This window comes from Rhizobium sp. 007 (assembly GCF_015353075.1).
Lineage (GTDB): Bacteria > Pseudomonadota > Alphaproteobacteria > Rhizobiales > Rhizobiaceae > Rhizobium.
This window is the reverse complement of sequence record NZ_CP064188.1, coordinates 442,111-462,149: the sequence shown is the minus strand read 5'-3', so window position 1 is coordinate 462,149 and position 20,039 is coordinate 442,111. Positions and strand designations below refer to the sequence as shown.

Below are 20,039 nucleotides of genomic sequence, written 5' to 3'. Positions count from 1 at the left end.
AAGGCAGCTTGAATCTTGAGTCTGGTCACTTCATCGTAGACTAGCTGTGTGCGCTTCGATGAAGCCGGCGGAGGATGCTTGTTTAGGTCCGTCGCATGTTTACTTCCTGCTAATTTTAGGTGAACACTTTCTGAGTTGGCCTTCACTATCCCGAAGATCGGCAGAATAATATGGACCGTATCGATGCAATGAAAGTGTTCGTCACCGCGATCGACGAAGGCAGTCTGGCAGGTGCCGCCCGGCGGCTGAAGCGATCACCGACTGCGGTCAGCCGGGCGCTGAGCTTCCTGGAAGCACATGTCGGCGTTGAACTGCTGCATCGAACGACCCGCACCCTCAAACTGAGCGAGGCGGGTCAGCGTTACGCAGCAGCCTGCCGACGGGTCCTCGTCGATCTCGAGGAGGCTGACATGCTCGCCGGCGGTGAGCGTTCCGCCCCTCGTGGGATGCTGACGATTTCGGCGCCGCCAATCCTCGGGGAAGAAGTCGTGCATCCCATTCTGGACGATTTCCTTGACCTGCACCCGGCCGTTTCGGTTCGGCTTCTGCTGCTGGATCGGTTCGTCAATCTGGTGGACGAAGGTGTCGACATTGCCTTGCGCATCGGCCATCTCGCCGATTCATCACATATCTCCACCCGGCTCGGCGGCGATGTGCGGCGCGTAGTCGTTGCATCCCCTCGCTATCTAGCCACTCATCCCCGCGTCGAAGAACCCGCAGATCTCACGAAGCACCAAATCGTCGCCTTTACCAATTTCGGTCTCGACTCGTGGAGCTTCACGCCGGCACAGGGCTCATCCATTCCCCGGACAGTCCAGTTCACGCCGAGGTGCATCGTCAACAGCGTGCGGGCTGCAGTCGCTTCGGCCGCTGCCGGGCGCGGTTTGACCAGGCTCTATTCGTATCATGTTGCAGACTATGTGAGGGACGGCCGGCTGACGATCGTGCTCGCAGATGCCGAGCACCCGCCGCTGCCGGTTCATCTTCTCGCACCACAGGGCCGCATGCCCGTCCCGAAGGTCCGCGCCTTTGTCGATTTCGCCACGCCGCGACTGCGCTCGGAATTTGCACGCTTGGCATCGCAGGCAAGTACGCTCGGCTGATTATGCCGATTTCCGGAGGAGTGTCACGCAAACGCCGGCAATTCTCTCGGAGCGCGGATGGATCTAAATCAATTGCACCAACGTCGAGGGCGAAGGGCCGGCGCGATGAAGCGCCCGCTGCAATTGAAAAAGGATCCACGTCCATGAGTACTGAACGAAAAGTCGTCATCATCACCGGGGCATCACAAGGGATTGGCGCTGAATTGGTTCGCGCCTACCGCGACCGGAACTTCCGTGTCATCGCCACGTCCCGCTCGATCAAGCCCAGCACGGACCCGGATGTTCACGCCGTGCCCGGCGACATCAGTCAGCCGGCGACTGCCGAACGGATCGTGCGCGAAGGGATTGAGCGCTTTGGCCGCATCGATTCCCTGGTAAACAATGCCGGCGTCTTCCTCGCCAAGCCCTTCATCGAAATGACCCACGAAGACTATGACCACAACCTCGGTGTCAATGTGGCCGGCTTCTTTCACATTACCCAGCGCGCAGGCGCCTGGATGCTGAAGCAGGGTTCGGGCCATATCGTCAGCATCACCACGAGCCTTGCCGATCAGCCAATGGTCGGGATGCCCTCGGCGCTCGCCTCCTTGACCAAGGGCGGCCTGAACGCCGTGACCCGGTCTCTGGCGATGGAGTTCTCGAAGAGCGGCGTTCGCGTCAACGCGGTGTCTCCAGGCGTGATCAAGACGCCCATGCATCCGGTGGAGAGGCACTCGGCGCTCGCCGAATTGCATCCAGTTGGCCGAATGGGTGAAATCCGCGACATCATCGATGCCGTCCTTTATCTCGAAACCGCTGGTTTCGTGACCGGCGAAATCCTCCACGTCGACGGCGGCCAGAACGCCGGCCGCTGGTGAACTTCTCGAAGGGAGATCACAATGCCTATCGTCACCGTACAGGTTACCCGCGAGGGGACCATTCCTGACCGCAATTCGGTCACCGCCGAGGAAAAGGCCGCCATTATCAAGGGCGTCAGTGAGGTGCTGCTCAACGTGCTGAACAAACCCCTTGAGTCGACCTACGTTGTGATTGAGGAGGTCGATCTCGACAATTGGGGCTGGGGTGGCCTTCCGACCGTACGGTATCGCGGCATCCGTGGCGCGGCAGCAAAATCCTGAGCCGCCGGCAGGAAGCTTCGCACGCGAGGGTCGGGCTTTCGCCCAGGAACCCACGACACGATTGAGATCGCTGCGTTCGTCAATCTGATGATCTACAAAGGGCGCGTGCGAGACGCCGCCCTTTTTCAAACAAAACGAAAAATACCATGACACTCGTATCCAACAGCGAGAGACCGCAAAAGGTCGATCTGAAGCTCGAGGTCGTCATCACTGCCGTTTCGACGTCGAGCGCGCAAAGGATTTCTACGGCAGCCTCGGCTGGAGGCTCGACGCCGACTTTGTTGTTGATGACAACTTTCGGATCGTGCAGTTTACACCTCAAGGCTCGCCGTCCTCGATCCACTTCGGCACGGGGCTAATATCGGCTGCGCCCGGCTCGGCAAGCGGTCTCGATCTCGTCGTCTCGCGCGTTCGAGGCGGCCCGCGGCCAACTCATCGGCCACGGCGTCGAGGTAAGCGAAATCTTCCACGGTGCCGGTCCGGGGCAGCCTCCGGTCAGCGGCCTGCATCCTGAGCAGCGCAGCTACTTCTCGTACGCGACGTTCAGCGATCCAGAGGTCACCGAACGATCCCGGGATGCGTCGACACGGACGTTATGAGATTCCCGTCACCGGCCGACCTCACGAGCGCCTTGCGTCGTGCGATCGCCCACGGCGCCTACAAAAAGCAGCTCGGCCACAGGCGGGGACTAGCTTACCTGTACGCCGAATACATGGTCCGGGAGCAAACCGGCGAGCCGTTGCCGTCATGAAGAATGGCGCTGCAGTCCCTCGACATGAAAGCCCTTTATTCCTCTACATGGCGTTACAAAAGCGCAGCCCCGCGGACACATCGACGATACATGCTCTCGCTCAAATTGGCGGTGCCGTCCTCGAAGGTGACGGCTTGGTCTCAGCACGAAAGGATGACCATTATGAAAACGATCAAACTCGTAGCAGCTGCCCTGCTGATCGCCGGGAGCGGAGTGGCGCTGCACATGGCGCAGGCTCAACAACTGGGAATTCAGCGCACCGATCTTCTGCAGCACGATCTCGACGTGCCCGGACGCGAACTTGTTCAGGTGCGCGTCGACGTCGAGCCTGGCGCAGTTGCCGCTAAGCATTCTCATCCCGGCGAAGAGATCGCCTATGTCCTTAAAGGCTCGCTGGAATACCAGCTCGAGGATAGGACGCCCGTCACGCTCAAGGCCGGCGAAACTTTGTTCATTCCCGCCGGAGTAGCCCACACGGCGAAAAACGTCGGCAGCGGCAAGGCCTCGGAACTCGCCACATATATCGTCAAGAAAGGGACCCCACTCGTCGTACCGGTCAAGTAGATTTCAGATGCGGCTCAGCGCGCTGTCGCTGTCCGGAACCGATGCCCATTCCTCCGGGAATCAGAACCGAGCCGCATTGGTGTCCCCGCCCCGGCTGCATCAATCACATACCGGGTCGTGGCTTCAATCTGGTTTCTGCAATCAAGGCGTTCGGGCGCAGCAATCCGCCGGATTTCCCGGGTGATGCTTGACTTCGCTCCGCGTCCCCGCGGCGCCTTGCGGGACGGTAGTAGGCGAGATTGGACAGTTGGATCTTACTGGCTGTCGCCGTCACCGCAACGGCAGGCTTTTCTTGGATGGATCCGACTTCGAAGTCACTCGGCTACAAGTGAGTAAGGCCCCCGGGGCCTCGTATCCCGTTAGCCTTACCGTGCCTCATTCTTTGAGCTGCTTGAGCAGGTCAATGAGGAGGAGTAAGAACAAGGCCGCCTGCCCGAAGCTGCCGGCTAAGCAATCGCGGGTTGCTCAATGCTGTCTTTGGCCCTATATAGAAACAGCTGCCGAGGTGCCGCCAGCTGTTCCCCTCTGGAGGTTCACACCTTCACATCTCATGGGCCGCAACTACCCAGCGGCCCATTTTTTTGCGACACTCCGGCTCCATTACCGGCCAGCCTCCAGCAAGCCATCTACTCTTGAGGTGTCGTTTTTGCTCCGCGAGGAAACTGCCCGAGCGGGGTCGGTCGAGTGATGAACGGTGTTTCCGCAAGCCGAACAGGTCCTTCAAGCGAGCCGTTGTCCCCTTGCCACTCTGGGCGGGTACCCAGTTCATGCGATGCGACAAGGGCTCGCCCCGGAGGGTCTGGGGGTCGAGGCGAGCCCCGTCGCATCTCGCGCCGCAGGAGGTTAATCTACGGCACGTCGGAAGCTTGAGCGGACTGCCGCTGCGCAAGCAATGGCGTATCCGTCCAAGGCGAAAAATGCCAGATAGCCGCGCCATGGCGATCCCGGAAATAAGGTGCTCCAACCACCTGCGGCAAACTCCAGTGCGACCGCGTAGAAAAATGCCCCGCAAGCGGCGGGGCATTGAGAAATGCGAAATCGCCGCAGAGTGGACGACTAAGCCTAGTTTAGCTTGGAGGGGCTTGCCGTCAACTTGGACTAAGGTCCCACTCGGCGCAAGGCACTCTGGTTGTACTTGGATTCAGCTGGCCGCGTCATCATAAACCGGTGGTCCGGTTGGTGCCCTTTTTCAACGGGAGCCGCGTAGGTCGACCCTTGCGGGCGGAGTGTTCAAACGACCCGATAGCAGCCCGCGAGAGAGCGGCGATCAGTCTGTCGGGCTCACATGGCTTATAAAGCAGCTGGCCTGCGGAGAAGGCGGGTTCGCTCTCGATCGCCGCATCTGGTTCGCCAGAATAGAGAATGAAGGGGACACTGCGCTCTGCAAGGGTCTTCACCGCAAACGAGCAGACTCCATCGCTGAGACGCGGATCGACGATGGCGATATTCGGGGTGTTGACACCCAGCCACCCGATAGCCTCGGCACAGGTCGACAGGGTGACGACCTTGTCGGCGCCGTTTTCCTGCAGAAGCTTCTCGATGTCGAGAGCGATGATCGGCTCGTCCTCAAGAAGCAGAACAGTTCCAATTGTCATCTTGCACCCTTTGCTCTCGCAATTGTGCGCTATCAAATAGCGTACATCCGACACGGCTCGGAGTCACTTCACATTGTGAAGCGTCGAATGCGGCGCGCAGTCACAACTTACGTGTCATGTCATTCAGGCTTGCGTCTACGCAACGTTGCTTTTGTCCACCGCTGGCCGCCAGCAATACCCGGTCGGCGCGTTGAAGAAACTTCCAGCGGAGGTGATTACTTTATGTGGGTCGCGCACCAGCAGATTGTTATTAAATAGCAATCCCGCCGGCACTCTTTCCGGACTAATGCCATTGGGTGAATTGCAATCGGGCGTGATACATCGCCTCATTGAAAGCGGGGATTTTGTATTTCCTTTGCCGATGCTGGTCCCCGCTTGGCCCCTGCGTAAATTTGGGCGATTCGACCATGCGTCTCATTGTTGTGAACGACGTTTCCGTTGTCCGAGGTGGAGCCACGAAAGTCGCGATCCAGTGTCTGCAGGCTTGTGTGCAAGCCGCCGTGGATTGCACTTTCTTCGTCGGCGACGACGGGACCGGCCTGGAAGAGTCCGGTCTGCGCGTACCCGCGATCGCGCTTGGCGAGAAGCCGCTTCGAGATGGGCCTGTTATCGCCAATGTCTTCGACCGTCACTTCAACAAGCGGGCATACGAGGCGCTGGCGACGCTGTTGGGCCAATCCCGCGAAGAGACCGTCGTTCATGTGCACGGCTGGAACCAGATCCTATCGCCTTCGATCTTCCATGCATTGGCCGAGAGCCCGGCCCGCGTCATTATAACAGCCCACGACTTTTTCCTGAACTGCCCGAATGGCGGCCGCCTCAATTACAAGAGCGGCGAAATCTGCCCCGTCAAACCGATGTCATTCGAGTGCCTGGCAACCAACTGCGATAAGCGAAACTATCTGCACAAGCTCTGGCGCTTCCGCCGCATGCTGGGGCAGATTGGCGTGGGCGACGCCTTCTGGGAGCGCATCGAGGTGATCCTCGCGCATGAGAAAATGGAAGCCTATTTGACCCCCGGGCCAATCAGGAACTTCCAGACCTTGCGCACACCCACCGAGCCTCTCACGTGGCGGCCGACGGAACCTTGGCGGCGCCAACGCATCATGTTCCTCGGCCGCATGACCTGGGAAAAGGGCGTGCGTACGCTGGGCGAAGCGCTGCGCATGACCGGTCAGGCAGCAACGCTGATCGGCCGCGGGCCGCTTCTCGAAGAAATGCAGGCGACGCTTCCCCATTGCTGGGTACCCGGCTGGCTCGATGATGCAACCGTGTCCGAGCTTGCCGACCAAGCACGAATATTCGTGATGCCGTCTCGGATGCCGGAGCCTTACGGGCTGGTGGCCGCCGAGGCGATCATGAGCGGAATCCCGGTAATCATAAGCAGCAACGCTCTCATGGCTGACGAGGTTGAGCAAAACGGCGCAGGGCTGGTGTTCAAGAGCGGCGATGCCGCCTCACTCGCCGAAGCGTTGTTGAAGGTCAAGAGCGACAGCCTTGTGCAAAAGCTTGCAGAAGGCGCCCGCGCCTTTGGCAAGAAGATTGCGCCCAGCCGCCCAGAATGGGAACGCCGGATGATCGCGATCTATACAGGGGGGACTGCATTTCTTGCTGCTTAGGGGGGATCATGACGCGTGCACTCGTGACTGGCGGATGCGGCTTTGTCGGCCGGCATCTCTGTGACCGGCTTTTGGCCGAGGGCTTCGATGTGGTCTGCGTCGATTTGATGAAACCGGGAACGGGCGCAAGGCCACCGGTTTCAAGCCAGCGCCTGCATCGTCAGTTCACCTTGAATGAGCAGGATTGCCGGGCATTTTTCGAAAGCGCTGACGAGCATTTCGACTATGTGTTTCACCTCGCGGCGCTCGTCGGCGGGCGCATGACGCTCGAGAACCAGACGCTACTCGTTGCCGAAGATCTCGCCGTCGACGCAGCGCTCTGGCGGTGGGCAGGCGAATGCCGCCCCGGAACCGTCGTCTATTTCAGCTCCAGTGCGGCCTATCCCGTGGCGTTGCAGACTGAGGCGATGCAGACGAGGCTCTCCGAAGACATGATCTCTTTCGAGCGCCCGCTCGGCGTGCCTGACCTCAGCTACGGCTGGACCAAGCTCACCGGCGAGTACTTGATGAAGCTTTATGTCGAGCGCTATGGCGGCCGGGCCGTTGCCTACCGGCCATTCAGCGGCTACGGCGAGGACCAGGACCTCGCCTATCCCTTCCCCGCCATCTGCAGCAGGCTTCTCAAGGAGCGCGGCGCGCCGGAAGTCTCCGTCTGGGGGAGCGGACACCAATGCCGCGACTTCATCCACATTTCCGATTGCGTCGATTTCATCTGGGAAACGATGGACGCGCTGCCGTCAGGCGCAAGCCTCAACCTCTCGACGGGCAAGGCAACCTCTTTCATTGCGCTTGCCGAGCTTGTCAGCCGCGAGCTCGGCTGGGCACCGCAGGTGCGAGGAACGGCAAACCGTCCAGAGGGCGTATTCTTCCGCTGCGGCGACGTTGCGCTTCAAAAGTCGTTCGGACTCACGCCGAAGATCGGTATCGAAGAAGGCGTGCGGCGCTGCCTTGAGCATCACCACCGCCTCGAAGGTGCCTGCGTGTGACCCACGAACCTTATTGCGCAGGCGGGAAACTGACCTGAACCTGCAGGCTTGGCAGAATGCAGTCGTCCGCAGTTTCGAAAAGCGCAAGACGCGGCGCAGCCTCCTGGAACTGACGGCCGCGCAGCTGAACGATATCGGCGTCAGGTCACAAGAGGCCCGGGCCGAAGCGTCGAAATTTTGGTTTTGGCAGTAGCGTTCCCGGAGCCCTCACCCATGACGCTGCCTCGAAGCAGACCGCTCTCTGATAGGCCATAGCTCTCCAGAGGCGAGATTCCCACTTGCTCGGCTATAACTAACATGTTAGTCAATCTATACTGAATGGTCAGATCGCGGGATGTAGGTTCGTGGGGCGTTTTGGATTATCGGTCGCGCTGGCGACACCTTTCGACGGCGACGATAACATTGCAGTTTCCGCGATGATCGCTCAGGCAAAGCGCAGCCTTGCGGCCGGCTGCTCCAGCGTCACGCTGTTTGGGACGACCGGCGAAGGATCGTCGATCGGCAGCGCGGAGCGCCAGAGGGTGCTTGCGGCATTCATCGAGGCCGGTATTGATCCCTCCCAAATCGTCGTGGGCGTCCTGGTCGATGCCGCCGAGGATGCTGCCGCCCAGACGGGCTATGCCCTGTCCATGGGTGTCCGAAACATTCTCCTCGCCCCGCCTTGCTATTTCAAGAATGTCAGCGACGAAGGCATTTTCCGCTGGTTTTGTGCGGTATTCCGCATTCTCGGGGACCAAGCCCGCGACATCATCGTCTATAACATTCCCTCCGTCACGATGGTGCCCTTGAGCGTTGCGCTGATCGGCCGCCTGCGTCAGGCGTTTCCCGGAATTGTAACGGGCGTCAAGGACTCCTCCGGCGATTGGGCCTTTACCGAAAAGCTGCTCGAGGCCCATCACGATCTCATCATCCTGATCGGCGATGAGCGTCATCTGGCACAAGGCACGCGCCTGGGCGGCCAGGGCGCAATCTCCGGCATGGCGAATTTCATCGCCCCCGAGATCAAGCGCATGGCCGAAGAGGGAAAGGATGATCCGCGCGTGGTCGCTTTCGTAGCCGAGCTCCTGAAGTATCCGGTGACCCCCGCCGTAAAGGTGATGATCGCACATTTGAGCGACGATGAAATGTGGCTTGCGGTCCGCCCGCCGCTCGTTTCAATATCCGGCGAAGGATGCAACACGCTTGCCCTCGCCTTTGACGCCCTGTTTCGAAAAAAGGCCGCTTAATCGTCATGTACGAAGGGGGAACCATGGATGGACTCGACGAACAGCCGACCTTGCGGGAAAGAGCTTATGAGAGCTTTACCCGGCACTTGCTGGCGCGTGATGTCCGCCCTGGTCAGTTCGTCTCCCAACGCCGCCTCGTCGAACTGACCGGACTGACGCTCGGCGCAATTCGTGAACTCATTCCAAGGCTCGAAGCCGAAGGCCTCATCAAGACGGTGCCGCAGCGCGGCCTGCAGATTGCTCATATCGATCTCAACCTGATCCGCGAAGCCTTTCAGCTTCGCGTGTTCCTGGAGAAGGAGGCGGTTGCGCTTTTTACGCGGTCGGCCTCCGACGAAACGATCGCGGGCCTCCTGAAAATGCACCGGGACATCGCCGACGCCATCAATGGCGGCAACAATTCGCATGAACTTGAGCTTCACGCCCAGGCTGTGGACTGGGGAATGCATGACGCCTTCATCGATGCGCTCGGCAACACCATCATCTCGAACGTCTACCGGGTGAATTCAATCAAGATGCGCCTTATAAGCCAGGAACGCTTTCGTATCGACGGCCGTGTCGGGCCGGTCATGGGAGAACATCTGAAGGTTCTCGAAGCCATCGAGCGACGGTCTGCGGAAGATGCGGTCAGCGCGCTCGTCGCACATATCCATCACGCGAGGGACCGCGCACTCAGATTATAGGCAAAGCAAGCCGGCGGTGAGGAGATCTCCGGCAAGAAGAGGAGGAATGGCATGTCATCTTCAATTTGGAATCCAACTCGCCGGGGCTTTCTGGCTGGTTCTGCCGCTCTCGGCGCCGCCGGCTTTCTTGGCGTCCGGGCGGCTTCGGCCGCCCTTGACTGGAAACGGTTTTCCGGCACGACGCTCGAAGTCAATCTCGTCAAGAGCCCACGCAGTGAAATCATCCTCAAATATCTCGGCGAGTTCGAAGAGCTGACCGATATAAAGGTCAATGCCGAGGCGACGCCCGAACAGCAGCAGCGCCAGAAGACGACGATCGAACTCAGCTCCGGAAAGCCTAGCTTCGACGTTGTTCACATGAGCTATCATGTGCAGAAACGACAGTTCGAAAAGGGTGGCTGGCTTGCCGATATAAGCGGATTTCTCAAGGATCCGTCCCTTACCGATCCGTCTCTGGTCGAGGGCGACTTCGCCGATGCGGGCCTGCAGTTCGCCAAGGATTCCGACGGCCTCCTGCGCTCCCTGCCCTTCTCCGTCGACTACTGGATTGTCTACTGGAACAAGCAGCTCTTCGAGAAGAAAGGCCTTTCGTACCCGGCAACCTTCGAAGAGATGGCGAACGCCGCAGAGGCCCTGACCGACGCGTCGAGCAACACTTACGGCTTCGTTGCCCGCGGACTGAAAAACGCCAATGTCCCCGTCTGGACGGCCCTCATGCTCGGTTATGGCATGACCCCCCTCGGGCCCGACGGCAAACTGCGCACCACCTCCGACGAGGCCATCCAGGCGGCAACGCTCTACCAGCGTCTGATGACCAAGGCAGCGCCTGTCGGCGTCTCCGGATTCAATTGGGCAGAAGCGCAATCGGCATTCCTGCAGGGCAAGATCGGCATGTGGCTCGATGGCGTCGGCTTTGCACCGCCGATCGAAAACCCGGAAAAATCCCGCGTCGTCGGCCAGGTGGGTTACGGGATCATGCCGAAGGGCCCGAAAGCGCAGGCAGCCGCAACATTTGGCGACGGTATCGGCGTAACGGCAGCAAGCAAGAACAAGGAAGCGGCCTACCTCTTCTGCCAATGGGTGGTTTCCCATGACATGGGTGCCCGGCTTCTGCAGGCCGGTGCCGGCGTTCCCTTCCGCCAGTCTATCCTTGAAGATCCCAAGGTCCGCGAAGGCGTCACCATGCCGAGCGCGTGGGTCGACGCGGTCGTCGGCTCCGGCAAGATTTCGAAGCTCGCCCTGCCGGTCATCATCCCGGTCACCGAATTCCGGGACATCTATGGCGTCGGCCTGACGAACATGATCGGCGGCGCAGATCCGGCCGCCGAACTCAAGTCCGCCACGGCCCAGTTCGAGCCGGTGCTGGCGCGAAGCGAGGGATGATGTCTTCGGTGAGCATTGAAGCCGCCAAAGCGACGGCAACCAGTGCGAGGAGCAAGCCCAGTGGGCTTGCTCCGAACTACTGGCCCTTCGTCGTTCCAGCCCTGATCGTGATCGCGGCCGTCATCGTTTTTCCATGGGTTTTCACCCTGTGGATGAGCGTAAACAGCTGGACGCTTGGCCAGGCACAGGCCTTTTCAGGCTGGGACAACTATCTCCGTCTCGCGACTGACACGCGTTTTTGGGATTCTCTTTGGCATACCGTCCTTTATACGGTGCTTGCGGTGATCGGACCTCTGTTTCTCGGAACGCTCGCCGCCCTCATCTTTGACGCGCAGTTCCCGTTGCGCGGACTCCTGCGCGGCATATTCGTCATGCCGATGATGGCGACACCTGTTGCCATCGCGCTCGTCTGGACGATGATGTTTCATCCGCAGCTCGGCGTCCTCAATTATCTTCTCTCATTGGTGGGAATTGGGCCTCAGGAATGGATCTACAATCAGACGAGCGTCATTCCCTCGCTGGTTCTGGTTGAAACCTGGCAGTGGACGCCGCTGATCATGCTGATCGTGCTTGGCGGTCTTGCGGCTCTGCCGCGCGAGCCGTATGAAAGCGCGGAAATCGATGGTGCCAATGCCTGGCAGAAGTTCCGTTATCTCACGCTGCCGATGATTGCGCCCTTCCTGATGGTCGGCGTCATCATCCGCAGCATCGATGCCGTAAAGAGCTTCGACATCATCTATGCGATGACGCAAGGCGGACCGGGCACGGCCTCGGAGACGATCAATATCTATCTCTACAATACGGCCTTTTCCTATTACGACATCGGTTACGGATCTGCGATGGCCGTCGTCTTCTTCGTCGTCATCGTCGCGCTCTCCTTCGTTCTAATGATGGTGCGCGCGCGGACGAACTGGTCAAACACGGAGACACGCTGATGAAGCGCAAGACGCTCGATCGCATCGGTCTTTTCTTCGTCGCGCTGGTGATGGTCTCGCCGGTCATCCTCTTCTTTCTGTGGATGATCTCGCTGTCCCTGAAATACGAAATCGACAATGGAGCCTATCCGCCGATCTTCATCCCAGAGCGATTTGCCTGGTCGAACTACGTCAAAGTCTTCGAGGAAAACAATTTCTTCCTGTATTTCTGGAATTCCATTCTTGTGACGGGGGCGGCGACATTTCTGGCGCTTTTGATTGGCGTGCCGGCAGGCTATGGCATTGCCCGGCTCAAGGCCGAGCGTTCGGCAATGGTCATCATGATCGCGCGAATGACACCCGGGCTTTCCTTTCTGATCCCGCTCTTCTTGCTGTTCCAATGGCTGGATCTCCTCGGCACACTCTGGCCACAGATCATCATCCATCTCGTGGTGACTGTGCCGATCGTCGTCTGGATCATGATCGGCTATTTCGAAACGACGCCGATGGAGCTCGAAGAGGCGGCAAGTATCGACGGGGCAACGCCATGGCAGGTCTTCCGCTTGGTGGCGCTGCCGATCGCCAAGCCCGGCATTGTCGTCGCCTTCATCCTCTCCGTCATCTTCTCGTGGAACAATTTCGTGTTCGGTATCGTGCTCGCGAGCCGCGAAACCCGGACGTTGCCAGTGGCAGTCTACAACATGCTTTCCTTCGAGCAGGTCAGTTGGGGACCGCTTGCGGCGGCAGCTCTGATCGTCACGCTGCCGGTGCTGGTGCTGACAATGTTTGCCCAGAAGCAGATCGTTGCTGGTTTGACGGCGGGCGCCGTCAAAGGCAGCTGATGGCGGGCATGCTGTTTTGACGAGGGAGAGGGTTTCAAAGGCAAAAGACCGACAGCCGCACGTCTTGTGCGTCGGCGCAGCTGTGCTGGATACTCTGTTTCGCGTTCGTAAAATGCCGACGGGACAAGGCAAGGTTCTGCCATATGACATGCTGCAGATCGCCGAGGGTATGGCCTCGAGCGCGGCTTACGCTGTTGTCAGGCTTGGGGGCAAGGCAAGCCTGTGGGGTGCTGTAGGGGATGACGAAACAGGCAAGCGCATTATCGCGGATCTCTCTCTAGCTGGCATCGACATAAGCGGAATGCATATCGTGCAAGGCGCGAGATCTGCGGTTTCGACCATCCTGGTTGACGACGACGGCGAGCGCCTCATTGTCCCCTTTTACGACCCCGAACTGCATCGCTCCGTCAAACACATTTCGACAACTGAAATCGCCACTTTCGACGCCGTTTTAGTTGATGTTCGATGGCCAGAACTTGCTCTCAAGGTCCTGGAAACGGCGCAGAGCCTTGGCAAGCCGGCGATCTTGGATGGCGACATCGCCGCCGATGGGGTTATCGAGCGGCTGGGGCCGGCAGCGAGCCACATCGTCTTTTCGCACCCTGCAGCAGGCAAGCTGGCAGCGACGGAAGATTGTGCTGCGGCCATTGGCGTGCTCAAGCAGCGTTTCCCGCTGGCATTTATCAGCGTCACGGCCGGTGAAAACGGCGCCTATTGGTATGACGATGTCAACGATTGCGTGATGCATATGACCGCGCGACCCGCCAAAACAGTCGATACGCTTGCGGCGGGCGACATCTTCCACGGCGCGTTTGCCTTTGCCGTCGCACAGCAATTGCAAATCGAAGATGCCATGCGCATGTCATCGGCGGCGGCAGCGCTTAAGTGTCAGGTCTTCGGCGGACGCACGGGTGCACCCGATAGCGATCAGCTTGCCGCCTGTCTGGCACAGTGGACGCCGCAGATCTCGCGGGTGTAACTGCGCTTGGAGCGCTGGTTCAGCCGCCATGAAACAGCGTCCTTCCGAATTCACTTCTTTAAATTGTGTATTGTCATTACTATTCCCTCACTGAGGGTGTCACGATAAAGTCACGACATCTTTGTGCAAGCCTGTGCTTAGTTCTCTCGGAGGCGCGCCATGGAGCGGATCCAATGGAAACAGGATCGCCGATGGAGCGCATCATTTCGCGGTTTGGAGAAGATTGCAGGAAATGAGATTGCAGGCAGTCTTGATGCTCTCCAAGCAGGATTTAGTCGACGAGCAGGTTTCTTCTCTGCGAGCGTTTCAATAGCAGGTGTGGATGCCCATCGAATTCAGACGAATAACGCATGTCGAAGCGGCGCAAAGCGCAGCTATTATGGTGCAGGCTTACGCCGAGCCGCCTTGGAATGAAGAGTGGTCGATCGAGAATGCAGCTTGGCGTCTGGATGAACTGGCCACAACACCTGGCTGCCTTGGTGTGGCAGCGTTCGAGGCGAAAGAAGCCATCGGATTCGCCTTTGCCCTTCCGCATACCTCGGTGATCGGCCGCGGCCTGCACCTTGCTGAAATAGCCGTATTGCCCAAGCATCAAGGAAAGGGAGTTGGCTCGGGTCTGCTGGGCCGCCTCCAAATCGAAGCCCGAACTATGGGTTATCTGCAGATCTGGCTCGTTTCCCAGCAGAGCGGCCGTGTTGCGGACTATTACACGGGTAATGGGTATGAGCCGTCGAACAGGCTTGGCGTTTATTCCAAACGACTTCGCTAGCCGCGATGATGAAGCAATGAGCCATGGCCGAGCTTGTCGGCCGGGCTAGTGCTTGTGCAGATTAATGGCGTCCACCGACAGTGTCAGGTCGGGCAGCCCCGTTTCAGCGCCATCCCCGATCTCGCGGGTAACGGCCTTCAGGGCCAGGTCGAGCCAATGCGTCGCGTTGACAAGCTCAACGTCCTGCGCCGCGTATCTTGCGTAAGTGATCATTCGGGCGAGCGCGATGAGCTCATCCAATTCCTCAATGGATCTTGCATTGTGGCTTGAGCCATCTGGATTACCTGCAGAAGTGGCGCTCATCTCGATCTCCAAAATCTCTGGAGAACATATTGGGGATGACGGCGAAGAGCCCGTGAAAACCGCGTGACACAATCCGTAATTGCACTGAGCGGCGCATACGCTTGTTAAACTGGCGAAACAAATGTCTCGTTCATATGCCAGGTAATCTCTCTATCAAGGGGGAAGTCACTGATGGTGCGAACAGCTTCCAGAAGAGCAAGAGCATCAATCCGTTTCTGATCGACGGCGTTTGAGACCAGCAGCGAAAGCAACTCCCGCGGTGCCGCAATGTTGGCCGTGCCACAATTGGCGACGATCGATTGCCAGGTCCGTTCCTTGAAGAAGATTCGAGCAGCATTCTCTTCAAGCCTTACCCGCATTGCAGATGCAAGTTGCTTTTCGCTTTCCAATTTGTCGAGCGTTGCCCTGACATTCACGAGCGGCACCGTCAGGGATTTGTATCCATATTCCATTGGGCCGTGGAGCAAAGCGACGTCAGCGTCATCGACGGTCGCGCCCTTCTCGTATTCACGGAAGATCCGGCCGATGCCAATCATTCCAAAGAGCTGGCATTCTGCAGCGCGCAGTGCTCCCATGCTGGCCGCGCCTAATACAGCCACATTCTGCGATAGTGCGTAGAGGATCTCCTTGTGCCAGACCGGCGCCGTATAGTCGAACCCACCGTCGATTAGCCCGATGACACTCGCGCCACGCCTTACGGCGGCAAGAACATCGCCCTGAACCGCAGGTGGGCAGACGAAGGCCTCATCTCCAGCGAAGGATGCCGCATCCGGAAGGCTCGGACCGACAAAGATCACCTTCATGACATGATAGCCTTTGAAACCGCCCGATTTCCAAAGCGGCGTGCGCGCCCGCCCTCCGGATTTTCAAGGGCAGGGATAAAGATTTTCGCGACGCTAAAAGGAAGTGCGGGATCGCTGAGGGCCAGGACGATGACTTGATCTATTTGCTTTTCCCGCAAGGCACTCAGTGTGTAGTCGAGATGTTGAGCGAGAGATTGCGGATACGCCGGCGCAATCGTCGCCGGCATCGCCGGAACGGCCTGGAAAAGAGTGCGCGTCTGCAACGGGAGAGGTGCAAGGAAGGTTTCGGGCAAAATGTCGTCCCGTGCACCGCTGATATAGGTCAATCGGGATTGAGCTGCTTCGGTTACAGCCCGTATGGCCGCCCGAACGGGCGATGGATGAGCGCCGCTTCCTGCCGTCACTTCGACAAAACGGACATTTGCGTCGTCATGAATATCGCCTGGGCCTAAAATTGCGGTGAAGCACGGAACGGCGATATCGCTCATCATGTCGAAGAGCCGAAGTACCAACCCGGCCGTTTCGATCTTTTCGATCAATTGATCCAAGGCCGCGTCCTGGAGACCGCGTGGATCGATGCAACGCGAGTGGCGGTCTCTGTCATTGCCTATCTGCCAAAGGACATAGGCATCCCGTTCTATGCGCTCGAGAATGCCATGTAGCATTGCCTCCTCGAGCGTGTTTCCGGACGCCAAGCCATCGGAGGACATCCAGAAGCGGCAATCGCGTGTCCGGTCAAGGATCGCAGCCTCGAAAGGGACATAGATCTCGGTCCCCGACAAGAGTTCCCTGCCGAGCGCCCATTCGATCTCTTCGTCATTGCCTATGTCGTTCTTGTGGCGACCGATCAGACAGTTCAGCTTTTCGACCCTGTAGCCGGATTCTTGAAGGTGACGCGCGCTTGCTTGGACAGTATTGACGGAAGGATTGCCGGCAACGGCCCGTTCCAGGGCCTCCATGACGGCCGATACCTTCGCATCGTCGTCGCTCAGGCCCTTGCCTTGAGCGACGACGATCGAGCGGGCGTTGGGAGAATAGGCACACCAGACGGGTATCCCGATGCGATCGAGACCGGTGTGACGTGCGACACGGGTAACGCCGAAGTCAACCAGAAACGGCGCGACACGCGTGAGCGTCTCTGACGGCACGGTGGTCCGATCAGAATATGAAAAGACTTGAGCGGCTGTCAGAGCAGCATCTCAACCGTCGACGTGACCGGAAAACACCGTTTGCGCCGAAGAAACCGCGATGGCGAAGTCCACCTTCTTCACAAAGGCGCCTCCTGTCTTGCGGACATCCGCGACAACTTGTGCCAGCTCTCCAACCGGCGATCCAAGCGGCTTCACCGTGCCTGCGTCAAGATCCGCAATCCAGAGATCCGCTTGTCCTGCAACACCGAATACGACAGCTTTTTCCATGAATTTTCTCCATAAGGGTTGTTTTAAAATCCGGCCTTTAAAAGGCCTTCCCGATAAAGGTCCTTCTGCCATTGCTCCTTGAAAGGAACGACAGAGAGCCATTTCTCGACATCGAAAACTGGATTCAGTGCTTCGGCGCGTTGCCGGTAAAACTGTGACCGCTTTCGATCGCCGATCATCGCACAGCTCGCCGCCGCGATCCGGTGAGCCGGTGCTTTGTCTTTCATTGCCTCCACGTAATCGATTGCGTCTTCATACTGCTCAAGAAAGTAACATGCCCCTGCGGCGCACCAGAGATAGGCGTCGGGCGATATCGGGTTGAGCGAGATCGCTTTTTTGATCTTCGACAGCGCGTCCCCCGGGCGAGACGCATGTACGAGCGTGTCAGCATGGCTATAGATGACGTCGGCAAAATGCGGACTCAATTCCTCCGCCAGGCTGAGGGCGGAAACGCTGTGATCGACGTCGCCGAGATAAAGCTTGGCGACCCCCAATTCTCGATGTCCGCCGGCAAATATCGAATCCCCTTCGATGGCCTTCTCAGCGCTCGTTTCCGCAAGGCGCAGCAGCTCTTCGTTTCCCTGCGCGGTCACAAGCCACTCGCTCGTATAGGTGCGGGCAAGACCGGCAAATGCTGGCGAGAAGTTGGGATTGTACCGAAGAGCCTCCTTGAAGGCGCCACGTGCCTTGCGGATATGAGGCAACGTCAGTTTGCCCATCAAGCTCGCGCCAACAAGATAGGAATGATACGCTTGAGGATCGGCCTCGATGTTCAATCTGGCCTGCTCGTTCTTCGCCAGCTCCTGTACAAGGGAAAAGGTCAGCCTCTGAGCAATGAGCCGCCTTTGTGTCGGCAGTGCATCCGATGTCATCGTAAAGCGCGTTGCCCAGATGACCTCGTCGGTGGGAAAATAGATAAGCTGGGCATAGAGCCCCTCAGTCGAAAGCCGCGTTTCAAGGAGATAAGAGATCGAATGCCGCGCAACGACCTGGGCTTTGTCGGAATCGCGACGAATTTGCTCGGCCGTGTGCGGTGCGACAATAGAAATGTTGCGAAGTGCGCAAAGCTCGATGGTGACGTCTTCGATCAGAGCATTGGCAATAGCGAGCCCGGCAACATGTCCCTGTGGGATTGGCGGAAGCAGCACGACTCGAGGAAGAACTGACGACGAAGGCTTGCCGGGCTCGATGCGAACGAGCGCGTCTTGCGGGCTCGACGGCAGGGCGTCGATTTTTGGCCTGCTTGCCTTTTCACGCCTATTCCCGTCAGCCAGACTGGTTCCAGATAGTTGGCGAAGCATTTCCCTGATTTCTTCATCGCCCGGATCTTTCTCCAGAAGATAAAGGCCCGCGGTGGATACTGCCCGTACATCATCGTTGCTTTGGGCATGTGGCAGGGCGGCAAAGAGCACTTCGCGCAGCTTCAATCTATGATTCCGACGCTCTCCCGTGATCCAGTTGTCAATCGACCTGGTTGAGGGTTTCACGCTTGCCATGAAATCCCGCTGAAGCAGGTCGCTGATCGCTCTCAATCGTGCCAACGGGGGCATTGCGCTGTCGAGAGCCTGAAGATCGACGGCAAGAGCCTCCGTGCGAAGCCGGATCGAACTGGAGGTGATCTGAAGCAGCCCCGCGTTCGTATCGTCGTCGATCTGTCGAATACGTGAGATCAATTTGCGCAGGTTAAGTCCCGACAGCTCGGCCTCCGCGTCGGCCCATAGAAACTCCGAGAGCTCATGACGGCTCAGTTCATGGGTCTTGCGGCTGAAGAGATAGGCGACCATCACCAGGCCTTTGGCCGGATAGCGAATGGCGTTGCCATTCGCATCGGTCAGTCGCAGATCGCCAAATGTCTGCAGATACAGCATCAAAGTGTTTATCCTCGCTCGGGCTCTATCTGACTGGAACTGTCGCGATGGTTCTCGACCGGGTTTGCAGAGCCAAGGCTCCTGGTAAGGGCAAGCAATTTTTGACGAACGTTAGGATCTTCGATTGCCAGAAATGCCCTGCTGAGTGCCACTCCCTCCTTCGACGTCATAAACAGCGTGACATCATCCGTCTCGCGCCGCGGCTCGACATCGGGTGACGCGCTCGCATTGTTTTCGAAAAAGAACCCGACGGGGACTCTGAGAATTTCCGCAATCCTCTGGAGCCTGCTGGCACCAATTCGGTTCATACCCTTCTCGTATTTTTGCACCTGCTGAAATGTAATACCCAAGGCTTCCGCTAAACTGCCCTGGCTCAAGCCAAGAACCTGGCGCCGGAGCCGCAGACGCCCGCCTACATATACATCAATAGCATTTGGAGATTTCGCCTTCATGGGGCCCCTCATGGCTCATGCGACGTGCATCATGATGCATTCCGTCAAAAATGCAACTAAAGGTGATCTTTTATCGAACGATATTCTTGCTGTCGCACGACAGATCGTCATAATGTTATGCAACCAAGTCTAACTGGTTTCAATTTAAGGTATCTGACTTGGGAACAAACGTGCGACGAGTCCCGGGGCAGCGTGTTTTAGCATGAAATACTATACTGCTATTTAAAATTGTGTCACGTCGATTTCACGCATCCCCGGCAATTTTTACAGTTATGCTTCCTCCGTCAATATTGGGGGCTTTCGGCCGGTGGGAGCGAGCAATCGCAGTGTCAGCGAGCTTTTCTATTGGGTCGATGCGTCGTCGGTGATCACCACCGCTAAAGATCGGAGTTATGAGAACTATGGAATTACCTTCTATACAGGTCAATCATGCCGATCGTCTCTTTGCCTGCCGGCAGAAGATCGAAGAGGCCGTGCACGAGATCATTTTCAGCGAGAGGCTAATGGAGTTTTCGGCAGCAGAGATCGCCATGGCGGTCGCTGATATCGCCGACGATTATATCCTGACGATTACCAAGCAGAAATCGGCAACGCACTAGCCGAGCTTGTCATCGGATCCAGCGTTTGACGTCTGGGGCGCCATAACAAATGCCTCTCCGAAGG

Annotated in this window: 21 protein-coding genes and 1 pseudogene; 15 read left to right on the top strand and 7 right to left on the bottom strand. The window is 58.2% G+C overall.

Annotation, left to right across the window (positions count from 1 at the left end):
- Nucleotides 1–170: 170 nt before the first annotated feature.
- From ISN39_RS23255 to ISN39_RS23240, 5 genes and pseudogenes are all read left to right on the top strand, one after another.
- Complete coding sequence (locus ISN39_RS23255) at nt 171–1,103, top strand: LysR family transcriptional regulator (protein WP_194730624.1); 933 nt, start codon at nt 171–173, stop codon at nt 1,101–1,103.
- 143 nt (nt 1,104–1,246) lie between these two features.
- On the top strand, nt 1,247–1,960 hold the full coding sequence (locus tag ISN39_RS23250) for an SDR family oxidoreductase (protein ID WP_194730623.1): 714 nt from the start codon (nt 1,247–1,249) through the stop codon (nt 1,958–1,960).
- Nucleotides 1,961–1,981: 21 nt separating this feature from the next.
- Entirely contained in the window at nt 1,982–2,221 is a 240-nt protein-coding gene (locus ISN39_RS23245; protein WP_194730622.1) for a 4-oxalocrotonate tautomerase family protein, read from the top strand.
- A 146-nt stretch (nt 2,222–2,367) separates the two neighbouring features.
- A pseudogene (locus ISN39_RS36660) lies at nt 2,368–2,972 on the top strand (glyoxalase).
- Between the two features lie 162 nt (nt 2,973–3,134).
- Entirely contained in the window at nt 3,135–3,536 is a 402-nt protein-coding gene (locus ISN39_RS23240; RefSeq protein WP_194730621.1) for a cupin domain-containing protein, read from the top strand.
- A gap of 1,157 nt (nt 3,537–4,693) precedes the next feature.
- On the opposite strand, the gene ISN39_RS23235 is transcribed toward ISN39_RS23240, so the two are convergent.
- Nucleotides 4,694–5,131 carry a response regulator gene (locus tag ISN39_RS23235; protein ID WP_239603042.1) on the bottom strand — a complete coding sequence of 146 codons (438 nt, stop codon included), beginning with the start codon at nt 5,129–5,131 and terminating at the stop codon, nt 4,694–4,696.
- A gap of 407 nt (nt 5,132–5,538) precedes the next feature.
- On the opposite strand from ISN39_RS23235, the gene ISN39_RS23230 reads away from it, so the two are divergent.
- The 9 genes from ISN39_RS23230 to ISN39_RS23185 all read left to right on the top strand — a co-directional run bounded on the left by ISN39_RS23230 (nt 5,539) and on the right by ISN39_RS23185 (nt 14,532).
- The gene (locus ISN39_RS23230) at nt 5,539–6,750 is read left to right on the top strand and encodes a glycosyltransferase family 4 protein (RefSeq protein WP_194730620.1); all 1,212 of its coding nucleotides are present in this window, start codon (nt 5,539–5,541) and stop codon (nt 6,748–6,750) included.
- 8 nt (nt 6,751–6,758) lie between these two features.
- A complete protein-coding gene (locus tag ISN39_RS23225) occupies nt 6,759–7,736 on the top strand; it encodes an NAD-dependent epimerase/dehydratase family protein (RefSeq protein ID WP_194730619.1) in 978 nt (325 codons plus the stop codon).
- Between the two features lie 344 nt (nt 7,737–8,080).
- Nucleotides 8,081–8,962 carry a dihydrodipicolinate synthase family protein gene (locus ISN39_RS23215; RefSeq protein WP_194730617.1) on the top strand — a complete coding sequence of 294 codons (882 nt, stop codon included), beginning with the start codon at nt 8,081–8,083 and terminating at the stop codon, nt 8,960–8,962.
- A gap of 23 nt (nt 8,963–8,985) precedes the next feature.
- Nucleotides 8,986–9,645, top strand: coding sequence for a GntR family transcriptional regulator (locus ISN39_RS23210; RefSeq protein ID WP_194730616.1), 660 nt, complete (start codon nt 8,986–8,988; stop codon nt 9,643–9,645).
- Nucleotides 9,646–9,696: 51 nt separating this feature from the next.
- Nucleotides 9,697–11,028, top strand: a complete 1,332-nt coding sequence (locus ISN39_RS23205; protein WP_194730615.1) for a sugar ABC transporter substrate-binding protein — start codon at nt 9,697–9,699, stop codon at nt 11,026–11,028.
- Nucleotides 11,028–11,963, top strand: coding sequence for a sugar ABC transporter permease (locus ISN39_RS23200; RefSeq protein WP_194731888.1), 936 nt, complete (start codon nt 11,028–11,030; stop codon nt 11,961–11,963). The genes ISN39_RS23205 and ISN39_RS23200 overlap by 1 nt, the downstream gene beginning before the upstream one ends.
- Nucleotides 11,963–12,784: a carbohydrate ABC transporter permease gene (locus ISN39_RS23195; protein ID WP_022712712.1), complete on the top strand. Its 822-nt coding sequence runs from the start codon at nt 11,963–11,965 to the stop codon at nt 12,782–12,784. The genes ISN39_RS23200 and ISN39_RS23195 overlap by 1 nt, the downstream gene beginning before the upstream one ends.
- Before the next feature lie 16 nt (nt 12,785–12,800).
- Nucleotides 12,801–13,763 (top strand): PfkB family carbohydrate kinase, encoded by a 963-nt coding sequence (locus ISN39_RS23190; protein WP_194730614.1) that lies wholly within the window; start codon nt 12,801–12,803, stop codon nt 13,761–13,763.
- A gap of 322 nt (nt 13,764–14,085) precedes the next feature.
- Nucleotides 14,086–14,532, top strand: coding sequence for a GNAT family N-acetyltransferase (locus tag ISN39_RS23185; protein ID WP_194730613.1), 447 nt, complete (start codon nt 14,086–14,088; stop codon nt 14,530–14,532).
- A gap of 45 nt (nt 14,533–14,577) precedes the next feature.
- Here the strand turns inward: ISN39_RS23185 and ISN39_RS23180 are convergent, their stop codons facing one another.
- From ISN39_RS23180 to ISN39_RS23155, 6 genes are all read right to left on the bottom strand, one after another.
- On the bottom strand, nt 14,578–14,835 hold the full coding sequence (locus ISN39_RS23180) for a hypothetical protein (protein WP_194730612.1): 258 nt from the start codon (nt 14,833–14,835) through the stop codon (nt 14,578–14,580).
- A gap of 104 nt (nt 14,836–14,939) precedes the next feature.
- Entirely contained in the window at nt 14,940–15,638 is a 699-nt protein-coding gene (locus ISN39_RS23175) for a TfuA-like protein (RefSeq protein ID WP_194730611.1), read from the bottom strand.
- A complete protein-coding gene (locus tag ISN39_RS23170; protein ID WP_246763398.1) occupies nt 15,635–16,786 on the bottom strand; it encodes a YcaO-like family protein in 1,152 nt (383 codons plus the stop codon). Before ISN39_RS23170 ends, ISN39_RS23175 begins: the two co-directional genes overlap by 4 nt.
- Nucleotides 16,787–16,837: 51 nt before the next feature.
- Nucleotides 16,838–17,056 carry a hypothetical protein gene (locus ISN39_RS23165; protein ID WP_194730610.1) on the bottom strand — a complete coding sequence of 73 codons (219 nt, stop codon included), beginning with the start codon at nt 17,054–17,056 and terminating at the stop codon, nt 16,838–16,840.
- A gap of 23 nt (nt 17,057–17,079) precedes the next feature.
- On the bottom strand, nt 17,080–18,924 hold the full coding sequence (locus ISN39_RS23160; RefSeq protein ID WP_194730609.1) for a peptide antibiotic resistance protein: 1,845 nt from the start codon (nt 18,922–18,924) through the stop codon (nt 17,080–17,082).
- Nucleotides 18,925–18,932: 8 nt separating this feature from the next.
- A complete protein-coding gene (locus ISN39_RS23155) occupies nt 18,933–19,376 on the bottom strand; it encodes a helix-turn-helix transcriptional regulator (protein ID WP_194730608.1) in 444 nt (147 codons plus the stop codon).
- Nucleotides 19,377–19,777: 401 nt separating this feature from the next.
- Here ISN39_RS23155 and ISN39_RS23150 point away from each other — a divergent pair, with 401 nt between their 5' ends.
- On the top strand, nt 19,778–19,975 hold the full coding sequence (locus ISN39_RS23150) for a hypothetical protein (protein ID WP_194730607.1): 198 nt from the start codon (nt 19,778–19,780) through the stop codon (nt 19,973–19,975).
- The last annotated feature ends 64 nt before the right edge of the window (nt 19,976–20,039 follow it).